General features: G+C 71.5%; 19 protein-coding genes. 1 reads left to right on the forward strand and 18 read right to left on the reverse strand.

What is annotated here, in order from left to right:
• Window positions 1–287: 287 nt before the first annotated feature.
• The 5 genes from MHY20_RS05200 to rpmB all read right to left on the reverse strand — a co-directional run bounded on the left by MHY20_RS05200 (window position 288) and on the right by rpmB (window position 1,490).
• Complete coding sequence (locus MHY20_RS05200) at window positions 288–410, reverse strand: ribosomal protein bL36 (RefSeq protein WP_183376051.1); 123 nt, start codon at window positions 408–410, stop codon at window positions 288–290.
• Complete coding sequence (locus MHY20_RS05205) at window positions 407–691, reverse strand: type B 50S ribosomal protein L31 (RefSeq protein WP_183376054.1); 285 nt, start codon at window positions 689–691, stop codon at window positions 407–409. The genes MHY20_RS05200 and MHY20_RS05205 overlap by 4 nt, the downstream gene beginning before the upstream one ends.
• An 88-nt stretch (window positions 692–779) precedes the next feature.
• Window positions 780–1,085, reverse strand: coding sequence for a 30S ribosomal protein S14 (rpsN, locus tag MHY20_RS05210; RefSeq protein WP_239375418.1), 306 nt, complete (start codon window positions 1,083–1,085; stop codon window positions 780–782).
• A complete protein-coding gene (gene rpmG / locus MHY20_RS05215) occupies window positions 1,085–1,252 on the reverse strand; it encodes a 50S ribosomal protein L33 (protein ID WP_183376072.1) in 168 nt (55 codons plus the stop codon). The genes rpsN and rpmG overlap by 1 nt, the downstream gene beginning before the upstream one ends.
• A 1-nt stretch (window position 1,253) precedes the next feature.
• The gene (gene rpmB / locus MHY20_RS05220; protein ID WP_239375419.1) at window positions 1,254–1,490 is read right to left on the reverse strand and encodes a 50S ribosomal protein L28; all 237 of its coding nucleotides are present in this window, start codon (window positions 1,488–1,490) and stop codon (window positions 1,254–1,256) included.
• A 56-nt stretch (window positions 1,491–1,546) separates the two neighbouring features.
• Here rpmB and MHY20_RS05225 point away from each other — a divergent pair, with 56 nt between their 5' ends.
• Window positions 1,547–2,674, forward strand: coding sequence for a GTP-binding protein (locus tag MHY20_RS05225; RefSeq protein ID WP_239375420.1), 1,128 nt, complete (start codon window positions 1,547–1,549; stop codon window positions 2,672–2,674).
• A gap of 179 nt (window positions 2,675–2,853) precedes the next feature.
• Here the strand turns inward: MHY20_RS05225 and MHY20_RS05230 are convergent, their stop codons facing one another.
• From MHY20_RS05230 to hemE, 13 genes are all read right to left on the reverse strand, one after another.
• On the reverse strand, window positions 2,854–4,662 hold the full coding sequence (locus MHY20_RS05230; RefSeq protein WP_239375421.1) for an SIP domain-containing protein: 1,809 nt from the start codon (window positions 4,660–4,662) through the stop codon (window positions 2,854–2,856).
• On the reverse strand, window positions 4,659–5,609 hold the full coding sequence (locus MHY20_RS05235; protein WP_239375422.1) for an iron chelate uptake ABC transporter family permease subunit: 951 nt from the start codon (window positions 5,607–5,609) through the stop codon (window positions 4,659–4,661). The genes MHY20_RS05230 and MHY20_RS05235 overlap by 4 nt, the downstream gene beginning before the upstream one ends.
• Window positions 5,606–6,604 carry an iron ABC transporter permease gene (locus MHY20_RS05240; RefSeq protein ID WP_239375423.1) on the reverse strand — a complete coding sequence of 333 codons (999 nt, stop codon included), beginning with the start codon at window positions 6,602–6,604 and terminating at the stop codon, window positions 5,606–5,608. Before MHY20_RS05240 ends, MHY20_RS05235 begins: the two co-directional genes overlap by 4 nt.
• Entirely contained in the window at window positions 6,601–7,620 is a 1,020-nt protein-coding gene (locus MHY20_RS05245) for an ABC transporter substrate-binding protein (protein WP_239375425.1), read from the reverse strand. Before MHY20_RS05245 ends, MHY20_RS05240 begins: the two co-directional genes overlap by 4 nt.
• Before the next feature lie 120 nt (window positions 7,621–7,740).
• Complete coding sequence (locus tag MHY20_RS05250) at window positions 7,741–8,277, reverse strand: hypothetical protein (RefSeq protein WP_183376084.1); 537 nt, start codon at window positions 8,275–8,277, stop codon at window positions 7,741–7,743.
• A 4-nt stretch (window positions 8,278–8,281) separates the two neighbouring features.
• The gene (gene hemL / locus MHY20_RS05255) at window positions 8,282–9,565 is read right to left on the reverse strand and encodes a glutamate-1-semialdehyde 2,1-aminomutase (protein WP_239375485.1); all 1,284 of its coding nucleotides are present in this window, start codon (window positions 9,563–9,565) and stop codon (window positions 8,282–8,284) included.
• Between the two features lie 8 nt (window positions 9,566–9,573).
• Entirely contained in the window at window positions 9,574–10,569 is a 996-nt protein-coding gene (hemB, locus tag MHY20_RS05260; RefSeq protein WP_239375427.1) for a porphobilinogen synthase, read from the reverse strand.
• Window positions 10,570–10,580: 11 nt separating this feature from the next.
• Window positions 10,581–11,291 carry a uroporphyrinogen-III synthase gene (locus MHY20_RS05265; RefSeq protein WP_239375429.1) on the reverse strand — a complete coding sequence of 237 codons (711 nt, stop codon included), beginning with the start codon at window positions 11,289–11,291 and terminating at the stop codon, window positions 10,581–10,583.
• 50 nt (window positions 11,292–11,341) lie between these two features.
• Window positions 11,342–12,244, reverse strand: a complete 903-nt coding sequence (hemC, locus tag MHY20_RS05270) for a hydroxymethylbilane synthase (protein WP_239375431.1) — start codon at window positions 12,242–12,244, stop codon at window positions 11,342–11,344.
• Window positions 12,241–13,404, reverse strand: coding sequence for a ferrochelatase (locus MHY20_RS05275; protein WP_239375433.1), 1,164 nt, complete (start codon window positions 13,402–13,404; stop codon window positions 12,241–12,243). The genes hemC and MHY20_RS05275 overlap by 4 nt, the downstream gene beginning before the upstream one ends.
• Window positions 13,401–14,084 (reverse strand): hydrogen peroxide-dependent heme synthase, encoded by a 684-nt coding sequence (hemQ, locus tag MHY20_RS05280; RefSeq protein ID WP_239375435.1) that lies wholly within the window; start codon window positions 14,082–14,084, stop codon window positions 13,401–13,403. The genes MHY20_RS05275 and hemQ overlap by 4 nt, the downstream gene beginning before the upstream one ends.
• Window positions 14,081–15,610: an FAD-dependent oxidoreductase gene (locus MHY20_RS05285; RefSeq protein WP_239375437.1), complete on the reverse strand. Its 1,530-nt coding sequence runs from the start codon at window positions 15,608–15,610 to the stop codon at window positions 14,081–14,083. Before MHY20_RS05285 ends, hemQ begins: the two co-directional genes overlap by 4 nt.
• Window positions 15,607–16,698 (reverse strand): uroporphyrinogen decarboxylase, encoded by a 1,092-nt coding sequence (hemE, locus tag MHY20_RS05290; protein WP_239375439.1) that lies wholly within the window; start codon window positions 16,696–16,698, stop codon window positions 15,607–15,609. Before hemE ends, MHY20_RS05285 begins: the two co-directional genes overlap by 4 nt.
• Window positions 16,699–16,704: the final 6 nt, after the last annotated feature.

Raw genomic sequence — 16,704 nt, forward strand, 5'->3', positions numbered from 1 at the left:
GCTGAAGCGCATGCAACGGGGTGTGCGGCCGAGAGTCGCTCTGCGCCCGCCGGGTCGCGATCCCGCGGGGCGCCAGGCTGCTGCTCCTCGGTCCCGCGGGGCGCCAGGTTGCCGGTTCTCGGTCTCGTGGGGCGCCAGGCCGCCGGGTCAGGGCCGCCCTTGTGCACAAGATGGAGTGAAACGCCCCAGATCCGGCCATCGGGCCACCTGAGGGGCGGTTTCACTCCAACTTCTGCACGTCCGCGGCGGCCTCGAATGACTCGTGGCCACCGCTGGCATCAGCTGACTCAGCCGGCGCGCCCCTTCATGCGCGGGTTCTTCTTGTTGATGACGAACGTGCGGCCGCGTCGGCGCACAACCTGCGCGCCCGGCTGCTTCGCGAGCGACCGGATCGAAGCACGGACCTTCATGCTGCTGACTCCTTCTTCTCTGCGCCGGCGGCCTTTCGGCCGTAGCGGCGGTTGAACCTCTCCACGCGGCCGGCAGTGTCCACGACCCGTGCACTGCCCGTGTAGAAGGGGTGCGAGGCGGACGAGATCTCCATGTCGATCACGGGATACTCGCGGCCGTCCTCCCAGGTCACGGTGCCGGTGGCGCGGCCGGCGGCCGTGGATCGGGTGAGGATGGCGAAGTCCGCGGACTTGTCGCGGAACACCACCGGTTCGTAGGTGGGGTGAATGTCCTTCTTCATGTGTGCTTCCTTGTCTGTGCGCGGCTGTGCAGTGCGGCGGCGCGGGCGTGCAGCGCCGGATCGGGGTGCGGAGGAACCCGTCGGCCCCTCACCAGCTCGACTTCGTGACCCCGGGCAGTTCGCCGCGGTGGGCGAGTTCGCGCAGCCGCACCCGCGAGAGACCGAACTTGCGGTACACGCTGCGGGGGCGGCCGTCGATGCGGTCGCGATTGCGCAGGCGGGTGGCGGAGGCGTCACGGGGCTGGCGCTGCAGTTCGGCCTGGGCGGCGGCGCGCTGCTCGGGTGAGCTGGCCGGATCCTTGATGGTGCGCTTCAGTTCGGCGCGGCGGTCGGCGAACTTCGCCACGACCTGTTCGCGCTGGCGGTTGCGGGCGATCTTCGAGGTCTTCGCCATCAGCGGGTCTCCTTGAACTCGACGACGCGGCGGGCGATCGGGTCGTACTTGCGCAGTACGAGGCGGTCCGGCGTGTTCCGCCGGTTCTTCGTGGTGACGTAGGTGTAGCCGGTGCCGGCGGTGGACTGCATGCGGATGATGGGTCGGATGTCGCTGGCCTTCGCCATGTCAGATCTTCTCCCCTCGGGCGATGAGGTCGCGGGCAACGGAATCGATCCCGCGGCGGTTGATGGTCTTGAGGCCGACGGCGGAGACCGTCAGCGTGACCCGCCGACCGAGCGACGGGACGTAGAACATCTTCGTCTGCAGGTTCGGGCGGAAGGTGCGGGCGGTGCGCTTTCCCGAGTGGGAGACGCGCCTGCCGGATGTGGGGCGCTTGCCGGTGATTTGACAGTAGGTGGTCATGGTGAAGCACTATAGCGGATGAGAACCGTTATCAACAAGAAGGAGGAGGGGACGCCATGACCCACTCCACGCCTATCGCCATCGTCGCCTCGATGGATCCCGTCCTGCGCGACGGCCTCGCAGCCTCACTCATGCTCGGGGCCCGTCGGACCGTGACCCTCCGTCACGACCTCACCGGGCACACCCTGCGCCGCGTCGTCTCCGACTCCACCGGCATCCTCGACGACACCGCGATCCACCTCGAGCATCCCTGCTCCACCTGCGCGATGAGCACCGAAGCGATCCCCACCCTCCGCTCCCTGGTCGACGCCGGGCGCTGGGATGCGATCGTCCTCGCCGTCCCCGTCACGGCAGACCCCCACGTCATCGCGCACCTGCTCTCCGCATCCGTCCCCGGCGCGCACCTGGCTCGCGTGGTGACCGCCGTGGACTCCCGCACCGTGCAGAACGACCTGCTCGGAGACGACACCGTGGCCGAGCGCGGCCTTACCGCATCCGGTGCGGACGAACGCAGCATCGGCGAGGTGCTCGCCGCCCAGGTGGAGTACGCGGACATCGTGGCGGTGGACGAGGAGGACCCCGTCGGCCATGACCTGGTGGCGCAGCTCGCCGCCGCCGACGCGATCCTCACCGACCACTACGACGTGGACGAGGAGGCTGTGTTCGGCCACCGCCATTCCTGCGACTCGGCCCACTCCCGCCTCGTGCGACCTCACGCGCACCCGTCCACCGCGCATGCGTGGACGATCGAACTGGAGGACGAGCGGCCCTTCCACCCGGACCGCCTGGTGGAGAACATCGAATGGATCGGTGCGGGGCGCCTGCGTGCTCGCGGCGAGTTCTGGGTGCCGACCCGACCGCATTCGGTGTGCCGCTGGGAGGGTGCCGGCGGGCAGCTCGCCATCGGTGTGGATGCGGAGCAGAGCGAAGCGCGCACCGGCCTCAGCCGGGACGCCGGGGGAGGGGCCGACGGGGCAGCGCCGACCCCGGGGCCCGTGCCCGCAGTGACGGCTCTGCCGCGCACCCGCCTGGTCATCACCGGAGTGGACCCCGCTGATGCCGCGCGTGTGCGCCAGGCCTTCCAGACCTGCCTGCTGACCGAGGAGGAGTGGGCCGACGGGCTCGCCCCCTGGCTCGGGCGCGCTGACGCGCTGGACCCGTGGCTCGGGCAGCGCGCCGCATAAGGTCAGCGCACATTCCCGGTTCCATGCGTTTCAGCGCTCTCAATCGCCGGAATGAGCGCTGAAACGCATGCACCGGACCGGTGGGCCCGGGCCAGGCCGGGGCGGGGCCGGACCGGAGCGGAGGGAGCATCAGGCCCGCTCGAGGGCGGCGATTCGATCCCCGCGGCCCGGCGGCGGGGTCAGGACTCCGAACGGCCCACCCGCCAGTAGCCCATGAAGCTCACCTGCGTCCGGTCGATACCGGCGTCGCGCACCAGGTAGCGGCGCAGCTGCTTGATGACGCCCGCCTCCCCGGCGAGCCACGCGTAGAACGGCAGCGACCCGCCCGAGGCGGTCTCCCACAGCATCATCTGGTCCACGTCGATGTCCTCCGGCTCCTCCCCGGCCTCCAGGAACGGCGGCGGCGCCACGCAGCTGCGCACAGCGTCCTCGAGCAGAGCCCCGGACGGCTGCGACCCGCGCACCAGCCACTGCACGCGCACGGCGCTGCGCGTCATCACGGGCATCTCATCAGCGGAATCCGGCACTTCGATCACGGCGTCACCTGTGAACGATGCGGGCAGCGCCTCCAGGATCGACAGGATCGCCGGCGCCGCCGTCTCGTCCCCGGCCAGCAGCAGGTGCCGCGCGTCCCCGGGGCGGAACGCGATCCCCGCCCAGTCCGGCCCCACCACGTGCCGATTCGGTCCGAGGATCTCCACCGTGTCGCCCACCTGCACTGACTGGAGGAACTCGGAGGCCCGGCCGCCGATGTGCCGCACCACGTCGATCACGATCTCCGGATGCGGACTCGCATTGCCCGGGTGCAGAGCCTGCCGGTGCTCGCGCACCGTGTAGGTGCGCATGACGCCGCGCACCTCCTCCGGCACCTGCAGCCACTCCTTGTACCAGGCGTCGGCCTCGGCCTCAGTGCAGCTCGCCCCGGGCCGCAGACGCTCGATCGGGTCGGCATCGCCGCGGGCGCCGGCGGACGGTGCGGCAGCGGAGGCAGCAGCGGTGCCCGCCGGGCGCCCCGGATCGGCCGACGGAGGCACCAGCACCTTGACCCGCAGATCCTGCGGGTGAGCCCCGCAGCCGAAGTGCTGCAGGTCTGGGCCGGCCAGCGTCAGGCGCAGGAACGTGGGGGAGAGGTTCTCCACCTGCGCCACGTGCGTGCGCATCAGCAGCGAATGGGCGATCTCCAGCACCGGACGGGGACGATCCGCAGCCGCCGCCCGGCGCGGCACCACCATCGGTGTCCGGGTCCGCGGGTCGGTCACCACGTCCGCGTCCAGGCCGAACACCTCGCCCACCAGCTCCGATGTGACGACGTCCCCGGGCGCCCCGGCGGCGACCACCGCTCCCTGCTTCATCGCCACCAGGGTGTCGGCGTACCGGGCGGCGAGGTTCAGATCGTGCAGGACGATCGCCACCGTGGTTCCGCGCTCCCGGTTCAGCCGCTGCACCACGTCCAGCACATCGATCTGGTGCGCCACATCCAGGAAGGTGGTCGGCTCGTCCAGCAGCAGCAGGTCGGTCTCCTGCGCGAGCGCCATGGCGATCCAGGCGCGCTGCCGCTGCCCGCCGGACAGTTCACTGGTGATCCGGTCCGCGTGCTCCTGCATCCCCGTGGCGGCCAGGGCACGGTCCACGGCGGCGTGGTCCTCCGCGGTGAGGGAGCGGAACAGACCCTGGTGGGGGAACCGGCCGCGTCCCACGAGGTCGCGCACGGTGATGCCGTCGGGCGCTGTCGGCGTCTGCGGCAGCAGGCCGAGCTTGCGCGCCACCTGCTTCGGCGACTGCTGCTGGATCGACTTGCCGTCCAGCAGCACCGAGCCGCCCTGCGGGCGCAGAAGCCGGGACAGGCCCCGCAGCAGAGTCGACTTCCCGGACCCGTTCGCGCCCACGATGATCGTGACCTCGCCGTGGGGCAGATCGAGGGAGAGGTCGTCCACGATCAGGGAACGGTCATAGCCGAGGGACAGGTGGTCGGCGCGCAGACTGGTCATAGGGAGGAGTCCTTTCGGGTCAGCATCCACAGCAGGAACGGAGCCCCCAGCAGACCGGTGATGACACCGGCGGGCAGAGGAGTGAGGTCCGCTGTCACGGTGAGGGCGGCGCCCACGGCGGCCGCGGCGGCGAGGGTGAGGCCGAGGGCACGTCGGCCGGGAAGGAGCAGCCGCGCGATCGGCCCGGAGAGGAACGCGACGAAGGCGAGCGGCCCCGTCACCGCGATCGCGACGGCGCTCAGTGCCACGGCGACCAGCACCACCGCGACGCGGGCCGTGCCGACGCGGGTACCGAGGGACGCGGCCGCATCCTCGCCGAGCTCCAGGGAGGACAGCGGCCGGATCACCAGCGCCGCCGCCGGCGCGAGGCCCAGCAGGCAGAGTGCGAGAACACCCGCGCGCTCCCACGACGCGGACGCCAATGACCCCACCAGCCAGTGCAGCAGGTCCTGCGCGGTGCGCGCATCAGACCGGGTCAGCAGGAAGTTCACCACCGCCTGCAGCGCGGCGGCCACCGCGATGCCCACGAGGACGAACTGGGTGGTCCCGCCGCGCGCCACCCACATCACGAGCAGCGCGGACGCCAGACCGCCCAGCACAGCCACCGCGCTGAGAGCGGGGCCCTGCAGGGCGAACACGCTCATCCCCACCACGGCCGCCGCCGACGCTCCATAGCTGACGCCCACCACATCCGGGGCGGCCAGAGGATTGCGCAGCAGAGTCTGGAACAGGGTGCCGGAGGCACCCAGTGCCGCCCCGGCGAGGACGCCCACCGCGACCGCGGGCAGGCGGGACTCCACGAGGATGAAGCGCACTCCCGGGGCGTCGCCGGTGAGGCCGAGGATGATGTCGCCGGCCAGCAGGAGGGGATCGCCCAGCATGAGGCGCAGCAGGCACGCTGCGGCGAGCCACAGCAGCACCGCGGTCAGTCGGAGGGCAGCGCTCACAGTCCCACCTGCCTGCCGGATCGGATCAGTGCGATGAACACCGGGGCGCCGATGACCGCGGTCATCACCCCGACCTGCACCTCCGCCGGCGGAGCGATCACCCGGCCGACGGTGTCGGCGACCAGCAGCAGCACCGGCCCCAGCAGCGCGCTCAGCGCAATGATCCGGGCATAGTCACCGCCCACCAGCAGCCGGACCGCATGCGGAACCACGAGTCCCACGAACGCGATCGGTCCGGCCAGGGCGGTCGCTGAACCCGCCAGCAGCACCGCACCCGCACCGAGCAGGATCCGGCCGCGGGCGACGGAGATGCCGAGGCCCGCCGCGGAGTCGTCCCCCAGGGCGAGGGTGTTCAGCAGGCGAGCCGACCCGGCGATGACCGCAGCGCCCGCCAGCATCAGCGGCAGGATCAGGAGGACGTCGCGGACGCTGCGGGCGCCGAGCACCCCCACCTGCCAGAAGCGGAACTGCCCGATCGCGGTGTTGTTCGTCAGCAGGATCGCGGAGGTGGCAGCGCTGAGCGCAGCGGACAGTCCCGCGCCGGCGAGGGCGAGGCGCACCGGGGTGGCGCCGGCGCGGCCGAGGGATGCGATGACGTACACGGCGACGGCGGCGACGCCCGCACCGAGGAACGCGGCGGAGGCGAAGCCGAGGACGGAGCCGATGGAGAACAGCTGGATCGCGGCGACCACGGCGAAGGCGGCGCCGGCGTTCAGGCCGAGGATGCCCGGATCCGCGAGGGGGTTGCGGGTCATGCCCTGCATCGCGGCACCGGCCACGGCGAGGGCTGCACCCACCGCGACGGCGAGCACGGTGCGGGGGATCCGGGAGCGGACCACGTCCGCACTGGTGGAGTCCGCCGCGGTGGTCAGCGCCGCCCAGACCTCGCCGACGGGAACTGCGCGCGCGCCGATCGTCAGGGAAGCGACGATCCCACCGGCCAGGGCGAGGGCGCTGACCAGCAGGATCACCGGGACGGGCAGGCGTGTGCTCACGCCGTGATGGTCTCGATCCAGGCGGGGATCACGTTCTTCACAGCCCAGGGGAGGGACAGCGCGCTGGCCGCCGAGACCGACAGGGTGGCGTGGTCGGAGTCGGTGACGATCAGCTTGTCGTTCTGGACCGCGGGGATCCGGCCGAACAGGGAGTTCGCCTTGACGTCAGCGGGCTTCGTCCCGGCCGGGATCCACGAGTAGATGACGTCGGAGTCCAGTTCATCGGCGCGCTCCGGGGACCATTCGAAGAAGAACTGGTCCTTCGGGGCGTTCTTGCGCACCACCTCCGCCTCCGTCATGCCGAGGGCGCGCAGCAGGCGGGGGCGGGTGTCGTCCCCGGTGTACAGGGAGATGGTGTTCGCCGCAGTGTCGAGGGTGGAGGCGATGAACGTGGTGCCCTTCGGGATGTCTTTGCCGGCATCGGTGATCTGCTTCTCCACCGAGGAGATGAGCTCCTTCGGGTCCTTGCGCAGCGCGGCTCCGATGACGGTGGCGGCCTCCTGCCAGGACGTCAGGTAGTTCGCCTTGATGGGGCCCACGACGCGGGCGATCTTGGAGAGCTTCTCGTACTCGTCCTTGGTGAGTCCCGAGTAGGCGGCGAGGATGACATCGGGGGTGGCGGCGGCGATGGCGTCGGCGTTGATGCCGTCGGCTTCGGAGAACAGCGTGGGGGCGGGGCCGCCGAGCTCCGCGAGCTTGGCGTCGATCCAGTCGGTGGACCTGTTGCCGTTGCCGCCCCACTCCATGGCGGGCATGGCCACGGGCACAACACCGAGGGCGAGGGCGGTATCGGCGTTGACCCAGGAGACGGTGGCGACCCTCGTCGGAGTGGAGGGGATCTCGGTGGTGCCGTAGATGTGCTTGATCGTCACCGGTGCCGCATCGTCACTGCTGGAGTCCGATCCGCCGGCGCCCGGGGATGAGGCCGAGGTGGTGCAGGCGGACAGGGCGGTCGCCGCGAAGGCGGCGGTGGCTGCCGCGGATGCGGTCAGCAGGGATCGACGAGAAACGTTCATGAGGTAAGGCTAGCCTTACGGGCTCCGATTCTGCAACGCAGAAGTTGCGTAAATCGATTTGCGCAAGGGTGAGATGAACCACCCGCCGGCAGCGTCCGCTCACGCAGCCGAGCGCCGGTTTCAGTGAACCGCGTGCGAGCCGCCCTCGCTGCTCGGGTGCTCAACGTCGCTGACCGCGGGCGTCGACGCCTCCGCGCCGCGGGAGGATCCGTACAGCAGCCAGAGGGTGTGGCGCGTGGAGAGCAGCCAGCCGCCGATCACGGCGATCGCCGCGAGGATCGCGGTCATCAGCACCCGTCGGACGGAGGAGCCGTCCGCACCGGCGGCCTGCTCGCCGCCGAACAGGTCCGGCAGCGACAGCCCCAACCAGCCGACGAGCACCAGCACCGCCAGGGTGATGGTGAACGCGCGGGAGAAGGCGATGAGCCACTGCTCGGGCTCCGCGGGGTAGCCGGGGCCCGAGCGGTGGCGCTTCGCGGCCAGGGGGCCGACGGCGCCCGCCGCGAGGAACGACAGCACCCACCACAGCAGTGACAGCACAGCGGCAACGGTCGTGTGCCCCGTCAGGATGACGGCCGAGATGACGCCGAAGACGACTCCGATGATCAGGAGCCGGATCGCGTACGGCCCCAGTGTGGTCAGCTGCGGTGGGATCATGCGTTCAGCCTACCTGTGCGGCTGCGCGAGCCGCCGCAGGAAGCGCCGAGACGACCCGGTCGATGATCGCGTCGTCGTGGGCACGGGACACGAAGTACGTCTCGAACGCCGACGGAGGCATGTACACGCCCTGGTCCAGCATGGTGTGGAAGAACGCCGCGAACGCCTCCGTGTTCTGCGCCTTCGCCGCCTCGTAGTCGCCGACGGGACCGTCGGTGAAGAACACGGAGAACAGGGTGCCGGCGGTGTTCACGGTGTGCGGAACTCCCTCCGCGCTCAGCGCCGAGGTCAGTTCGCGCTTCAGCGCGTCACCGGCGGTCGTGATCTGCTCGTACACCGGCTCCTCCAGCTGGCGCAGCGTCGCCAGACCCGCCGCGGTGGCGAGCGGGTTCCCCGACAGGGTTCCCGCCTGGTAGACCGGGCCGAGAGGGGAGAGGCGCTGCATGATGTCGGCGCGGCCGCCGAACGCGCCCACGGGCATGCCGCCGCCGATGACCTTGCCGAAGGTGACGAGGTCAGCGGACACACCGTCCACCCCGTAGAAGCCTTCGCGGGAGGCGCGGAAGCCGGTGAGGACTTCGTCGATGATGAGCAGGGAGCCGTGCTGGTCGGCGGTGCGGCGCAGGAACTCGTTGAAGTTCCCCGGGTTGATGACGCCCATGTTGCAGGGCGCGGCTTCGGTGATGATCGCGGCGATCCGTTCACCGTGCTCCTCGAACGCCGCCTCAAGGGCCTCCTGGTCTCCGTACGGCAGGACCAGGGTGTCGTGGGCGGTGGCGTCGGTGACGCCGGCGGAGCCGGGCAGCGCGAACGTGGCGACACCCGAGCCCGCCTCCGCGAGCAGGGAGTCCACGTGGCCGTGGTAGCAGCCGGCGAACTTGATGATCATGTCGCGGCCGGTGAAGCCGCGGGCCAGGCGCAGCGCGCTCATCGTCGCTTCGGTGCCGGAGTTGACCATGCGGATCTGCTCCACCGGCGCGATCCGTTCGATCACGGTCTCCGCCAGTTCGATCTCGCCCTCGTGCGGGGCGCCGAATGAGAGGGACTTCGCGGCGGCCTCCTGGACGGCCTGCACCACCTGGTCGTCGGCGTGGCCGAGGATCATGGGGCCCCAGGAGCCGACCATGTCGACGTATTCGTTGCCGTCGGCGTCCCACAGCAGGGCGCCCTTGCCGCGCACGAGGTACGGCGGGGTGCCGCCGACGGAGCCGAAGGCGCGCACGGGGGAGTTGACGCCGCCGGGGATGGACGCCTTCGCGCGCTCGAACAGGGTGCTGCTGGTGGTCATCTCAAAGCTCACAGGTACTCTCCGAATTCGTCGGGGCGCTCACGCAGCAGGCGTGCCGCATGCGCCGCATAGTAGGTCAGGACGCTGGAGGCGCCGGCGCGCTTGAACGCCAGCAGGGACTCCAGCACGGTGCGGTCGCGGTCCAGCCAGCCGTTGGCGGAGGCCGCTTCGATCATCGCGTACTCCCCGGACACCTGGTACACGCCCACCGGGACGGGGGAGGCCTCCGCCACCTGGCTGAGCACATCGAGGTAGGGCAGGCCCGGCTTCACCATCACCAGGTCGGCGCCCTCGGCCACGTCCAGCTCGAGTTCGCGCAGCGCTTCGGCGCTGTTCGCGGAGTCCTGCTGGTAGGTGCGGCGGTCGCCGGTGAGGGAGGAGTTGACGGCTTCGCGGAACGGGCCGTAGAACGCGGAGGAGTACTTGGCGGTGTAGGCGTAGATGCCCACGTCGGTGCGGCCGTGCTCGTCGAGGGCGTCGCGGATGACGCGGACCTGGCCGTCCATCATGCCCGACGGCGCCACGATGTGGGCGCCGGCGTCGGCCTGTTGGCGCGCCATCTCGGCGTACACCTCGAGGGTGGCGTCGTTGTCGACGGTCCCGTCGGTGCCGAGCACGCCGCAGTGGCCGTGGTCGGTGAATTCGTCCAGGCACAGGTCGCTCATCACGAGGATGTCGTCGCCGACTTCGGTGCGGACTTCGCGCAGTGCGCGGTTGAGGATCCCGTCGGGGTCCACACCGCCGGAGCCGGTTGCGTCCTTCTGCTCGGGGACGCCGAACAGCATGATGCCGCCGAGGCCGAGCTCGGCGGCCTCGCGGGCGGCCCCGCGCAGGGAGGTGAGGTTGTGCTGCACCACGCCGGGCAGCGACGAGATCGGCTGAGGTTCCTCCAGGCCTTCGCGCACGAACATCGGCAGGATGAGGTCGGCGGTGCGCAGGGAGTGCTCGCGCACCAGCCGGCGGTGGGCGGCGGTGGCGCGCAGGCGCCTCGGTCGGTGGATCATTGGTGCTCCTCTCAGTGGGGCGGGTCGGTAATGGCGCGGACGGTGGCGTCGGCGAGGGCGGTGTCGGTCGGGTCGGCGGCGATCGCGTCCGGGGGGTGGCCGACGGATTCCGCGGCGGCCCGAGTCGGCTCCCCGATCACGATCACACGAACGTCGTCGGCGAGCGGGTGCTGCAGGACTGCGCGGGCGATCATCGGGGAGGTGAGGACCACGGCGCCGACGGCCCCGTCGGCCAGGTCGGCGATCACCGAGTCCGGGAGGGGACGCGGGACGGGCCGGTAGGCGACGATGCGGTCCACCGCCCAGCCGGCGGCGCGCAGGCCCTCGGCGTGGGCGGGGTCGGCGGCGGAGGACGCGGGCAGGGCGAGCCGCGCGCCCGGAGCGGGGGCGGGCAGCTCCCGGACGAGGGCCTCCCCGCTGCCGGAGGCGACGAGGTCGACCCGCAGGCCGGCTGCGCGGGCGGCGTCGGCAGTGCCGGGGCCGACGGCTGCCACCGTGAATCCCTGCCGGCCGGACCGCGTGGGCCAGCCGCCGGTGCAGAGCGCCTCCACGGTGGTGCGCGAGGTCAGGGCGAGCGCATCGTAGGCGCCGGCATCGAGGGCACGGCGCAGGTCCGTCAGGTCGCTGTGCTCGAACGCGGTGACGGGATGGTGCACCCCTTCCAGGCCGCGATCCGCGAGGGCCCGCAGCAGGGCATCAGCGCGGCCGTTCGGCCGGGCCACGAGGACCCGGCCGGACGGTGCAGCGGATGCAGAAGCGGCGGTGATGGGGCTCAGATCCCTTCGGACAGGAGGTCGCGGGCGCCGCGGCCCAGCATCGTCTCCGCCATGCGGCGGCCCAGCTGGCGCGGGTCCTCCATCGGGCCGGCCGCCTCCTCCAGCATGTGCGCGGTGCTGCCGTACGTGCCGGCCTGCATGCGCAGCTGGGCGCCGTCCACCACCGCGAACGCGGCGACGGGGGCGCTGCATCCCGCCTCCAGGGAGTTCAGCAGCTGACGCTCCGCCGTCACGGCCGCGCGGGTCGCGGGGCAGTCGAGGGCGGCGAGGGCGTCATCGAACCGGTGATCGTCCTCCCGGACCTCCACCGCGAGGGCGCCCTGCGCGGGGGCGGGCAGGAACACCGTCGGGTCGAACTCGTCGGTGATGCGGTCCGTCAGGCCGAGCCGGTTGAGTCCGGCGGCGGCGAGCACCACCGCATCCAAGCGGCCCTCGGTGACGTTCGCGATGCGGGTGTCGATGTTGCCGCGGATCGGCTGCACATCCAGGTCGGGGCGCTGGAGGCGCAGCTGGGCGGCACGGCGCGGCGAACCCGTGCCGACGCTCGCCCCCGCCGGGAGGGTCTCGAGGGTGAGGCCGTCGCGGGCGATCAGGGCATCACTGGGCGACTCGCGCGGCGGGACCGCGGCGAGGCGGATCCCGTCGGGCTCGGCGGTGGGGAGGTCCTTGAGGGAGTGCACCACCACGTCGACCTCGCCGGACAGCAGCGCTTCGCGGACAGCGGAGACGAACACGCCGGTGCCGCCGATCTGCGTGAGCGGGGAGGTCTGGTCGCGGTCGCCGTGGGTGGAGACGTGGACGAGCTCGAACTCGACCCCGAGGTGGCGGGCAGCCCAGGCGGACTGCGACAGCGCCAGCTTCGAGGCGCGAGTGCCCACGCGCACGGGCGCATCCGTCATCGGCCGGCTCCCTCCCGCTTCGCGCGGATCATCAGGGCGAGCTCGCTCGGCTCCCCGGCCTTCTCCCAGTCCTCCTCGGAGTCCACACCGGAGGTGGTGGGCTGGATCGCGCGGGCGTTCGGGCAGCAGCCGGCGCCGCAGACGTCGCCGCACTGGATGTCGCGGCCCACAGCGATCGTCGGCTCAGCACCGTTGACCCGCTCGTCCACGAGGTCCACGAGGGCCTCGACGAAGCGGTCGCTGCTGCCGGAGGTGGGGACGCGGATGAACGCCAGGCCCTTCTCCTCAGCGGTCTCCTTCGCCTCCGTGTCGAGGTCCCACACGACCTCCACGTGGTCGGTGACGAACCCGATCGGCACCACGATGACCGCGGTGCGGCCCTCCAGGCCTTCGATGACGTCGTTGATGTCCGGCTCCAGCCACGGAATGTGGGCGGGGCCCGACCGCGACTGGTAGACCAGCTGGTGCGGCACATCCGATGCGCCGGCCTTCTCGATGACGTAGTCGATGGCGGCCTGATGCTGCTGCACGTACCAACCGCCGGAGCCCTCTTCCCACGTGTCGCGGGGACCGGAGGTGTCCGCCATCGTGTTCGGGATGGAGTGCGTGGAGAACAGCACGTCGATCGCGGAGCGCTCGTGGCCGTCGGCTTCGAGATCGGCGATGGCGCCGCGCACCGAGTCCACGACCGGGTCGAGGAACCCGGGATGGTTGAAGTAGACGCGGGCCTTGGAGATCTCGAACTCGCCCTTGAGGTCGTTCGCCTGCAGGGCGAGGCCGAAGTCCTCCCGGTACTGGCGGCAGGACGAGTAGGAGGAGTAGGCGCTGGTGACGAGACCGAGGGCGTGGCGGTGCCCGTCGGCGTGCATCTGCTTGACCGTGTCGTTGACGTACGGCTCCCAGTTGCGGTTGCCCCAGTAGACCGGCAGGTCGATGCCGCGTGCCGCGAGGGCCTTCTCCAGGCGCGCGATCAGGTCCTTGTTCTGGTCGTTGATGGGGGACTTGCCGCCGAGGGCGCGGTAGTGGTGGCTGACCTCTTCGAGGCGCTCGTCGGGGATGCCGCGACCGCGGGTGACGTTGCGCAGGAACGGCATCACGTCATCGAGGGTCTCCGGCCCGCCGAAGGAGGCGAAGAGGATCGAGTCGATGGGGGCGCTCACAGGAGGATCTCCGCGACGTCGCTGAGCTCGCCGAGGCGGCGGCCCACGTGGAACGGCAGCTCTTCGCGCACGTGCAGGCGCGCCTTCGTGTAGCGCAGGTGCCGCATCATGTCGACCAGTTCGTGCAGCTCATCGGCCTCGAAGGAGAGGAGCCACTCATAGTCGCCGAGGGCGAACGCGGCGGTGGTGTTGCCCCACACGTTCGGGTAGTCGCGGCCGAACCGGCCGTGCTCGGCCATCTGCTCGCGGCGCTCCTCCTCCTCCAGCAGGTACCACTCGTAGGAGCGGACGAACGGGTAGATGGTGATCCACTGCTTGCGCGGCTTGTCGTCCTCCATGAACGCGGGGCGGTGCGTGCGGGTGAACTCGTGCTCGCGGTGCACACCGGAGGCCTGCCACACCTTCTCCAGGTAGGTGCCGGCGATCGACTGCTCGAACAGGCGCAGCGCCTCCTGGATCGCCTCCGGCTTCTCCGCGGAGACCCACAGGATGAGGTCGTCCTCCGCGCGGAACGCGGTGGCGTCGTAGAAGCCGAGGACCTCCACACCGAGCGGCGAGAACGCCTCGGTGGTCTTCCGCAGGTCCTGTTCGACCTGGTCGGCGCTGACGGTGCCTTCGTCGTTGAGGCCGCCGATCTTCTTGTAGACGGTGTAGGTGGTGAAGCGGATGATCTCGCTCATGAGCGGGTGTCCCTTTCTCGAGTGATGGCTTCCAGTCCGGTGCCGTCGATCCAGGCGCCGGACAGTTCGATGGTGGCCGGCAGCGCCGACCGGAGCGCCGCGACCGCGTCGGAGTGCCCGGCGGCGGCCCTGCGCTGGGTGCGGGTGATGTCGGTGAGGGCCCAGTCCACGAGGCTGAGGCCGGCGCCCTCCACGCCGAGGATGCGGGCGGCGTCCCGCAGCGCCAGGTCGGGGAATCGGTCGCGGTCGGGGAGGGGCTCGTCGCCGCGGCCGTAGCTGAGGCGGATCACGTGCCGGTGCGGGTGCTCGTCCGTGCGGGCCGCGGTGCGGACATGGTCCCATTTCGCGCTCGCGTGCGTCATCGCCTTCGCCGTGATGGTGGTGGCCGACGGGGCCACGAGCGCCCCGTTGCCGCGCGGATGGCGGCTGAGAGCGGGCGCCTGCAGCACGAGGGTGCACAGCCGCACCGGCACGGGCCGGGAGGCGGGCACGAGATCGGCGAGGCTCGCCTGGGCGGGGTCGGTGTCGAGGCCGCGCAGGAGGTCGCGGGTGGTGTCCGGATCGGTCGCGATGACGAGGCGGTCCGCGGTGATCGCCGTCGGTGCGCTCGCGGTCGCCTCCGCTGCGGCGCCGGTGTCGGGGCCGCCCGCTGGGATGTCAGAGCCGGCGGGCTCCAGGGTGACGGTCCACGCCGTGCCGTCCGCGTCGATGGAGACGGCGCGAGTGGAGGTGAGGACGGTGCCGCCGAGCTCACGGATGCGCTCGGCCATCGCCTCGGGGATCGCCGCCATCGTCGGGGTGACCGCGCGGACCGCGGCGCCCGCCCGCACGGGCGCGCCTGACCTGCCGGCGGCAGCCGTCGGCCGGGCGGAGGCTGCGCGGCCCCGCTGCGCGGCGTCCCGCTCGGCGAGCATGCCCGCCACCGCCTGCTGCACACTGCCGGCCTGGTCGGCGCGGCGGCGCAGACTCGGCAGCACAGTCTCGAGTTCCAGCGCCATCGGATCCGCGGAGTGCACCCCGGTGATCAGCGGCGCCACCAGGCGGTCCAGCACCCGTCGGCCGAAGCGGCGGCGGGTGAGCTCCCCAATGCTGATGCCGTCCCGCCAGCCGTACGACGCCGGCAGGAGGCGCTCCGCCGCGGCGCGCAGGGAGCCGACGAGGCCGAGTGCGCGACGCGACTCCGCCGACAGCGGCTGTGCCGGCAGCCCCATCACCGCGCGCGACGGCGACGCGAACGCATGGTCGTCCAGGACGATGAAGCTGCTGGACCCGGCGGGTTCCACCACACGGTCGGCGAGGCCGAGCTCCTCCACGAGGGCCTGGACCCGGCCGCCGCGGGACGCGTACGCCTCCGGACCGGCATTGAGGTCGAGACCGTCCACGACGGCGGAGCGGATCACACCGCCGGTGACGGAATCGGCTTCCACGAGCGTCACCTGCTCGCCCGCCTGGGCGGCGCGCAGAGCGGCGAGGAGGCCGGCGAACCCTCCGCCGATGACGAGAGTGCGGGTGGCGGTGGCGGTCACAGCGAATGGATGTGGGCGACGAGGTCGGTGAGGACCTGCGGGTCGGTGGTGGGCGGCACGCCGTGGCCGAGGTTCACCACGTGACCGGCGGCGGCGCGGCCCTGCTCGACGACGCGCTTCGCCTCAGCAAAGCGGACCTCCTCAGAGGAGAACAGGACCGACGGGTCGATGTTGCCCTGGACCGCGAGATGGCCCGGCAGCAGGTCGATCGCCTCGGACAGTTCGATCCGGTGGTCCACGCCCACGCAGGTGGCGCCGGCGTCCGCGATCGCCGGCAGCATGTGGCCGGTCCCCACCCCGAAATGGGTGCGGGGGACATCGAGGTCCGCGACGAAGCCGAGGGTGCGCTCCGAATGCGGCAGGACGTGCTCGCGGTACACCCGCTCGGACAGGGACCCGGCCCACGAGTCGAACAGCTGCACGGCGGAGGCGCCCGCTTCGACCTGGGCGCGCAGGAACTCGCCGGAGAGGTTCGCCACCCATTCGGCGAGGTGCGCCCACAGTTCGGGTTCGCGCGTCATGAGGGAGCGGGTGGTGAGGTGGTCGCGGGAGGGGCGGCCCTCCACCATGTACGACGCCACCGTGAACGGGGCGCCGCAGAAGCCGATCAGCGGGGTGGAGCCGAGCTCCTCGACGGTGATGCGGACGGCCTCGCGGATCGGGTCGAGCGCTGCGCGGATGACGTCATCCACCGGCGGCAGTGCGCGGATGTCCGCTTCGGAGGAGATCGGCTCCTCGAACACGGGGCCGATGCCCGGCTCGATGTGGACGCCGAGCCCCGCGATCTTCAGCGGGGTCATGATGTCCGAGAAGAAGATGCCCGCATCGACCTTGTGTCGCCGCACAGGCTGCAGGGTGATCTCCGCCGCCATCTCCGGGATCAGACAGGACTCCAGCATGCCCGTGGTGCCGCGCACCTGCTTGTACTCCGGGAGGGAGCGGCCGGCCTGCCGCATGAACCACACGCTCGGCGGAGCGTCCGCGACCTCGGCGCCCCGGCCGGCCAGACGCTTGACCAGCGGCGACTCAGCGGGGGACGGGGAGGGCGCGCCAGAAGGCCCTGAAGAGGGCGCAGAGAAGTCAGTCATGATGCC

Source organism: Helcobacillus sp. ACRRO (genome assembly GCF_022347125.1).
Taxonomy (GTDB): Bacteria; Actinomycetota; Actinomycetes; order Actinomycetales; family Dermabacteraceae; genus Helcobacillus; species Helcobacillus massiliensis.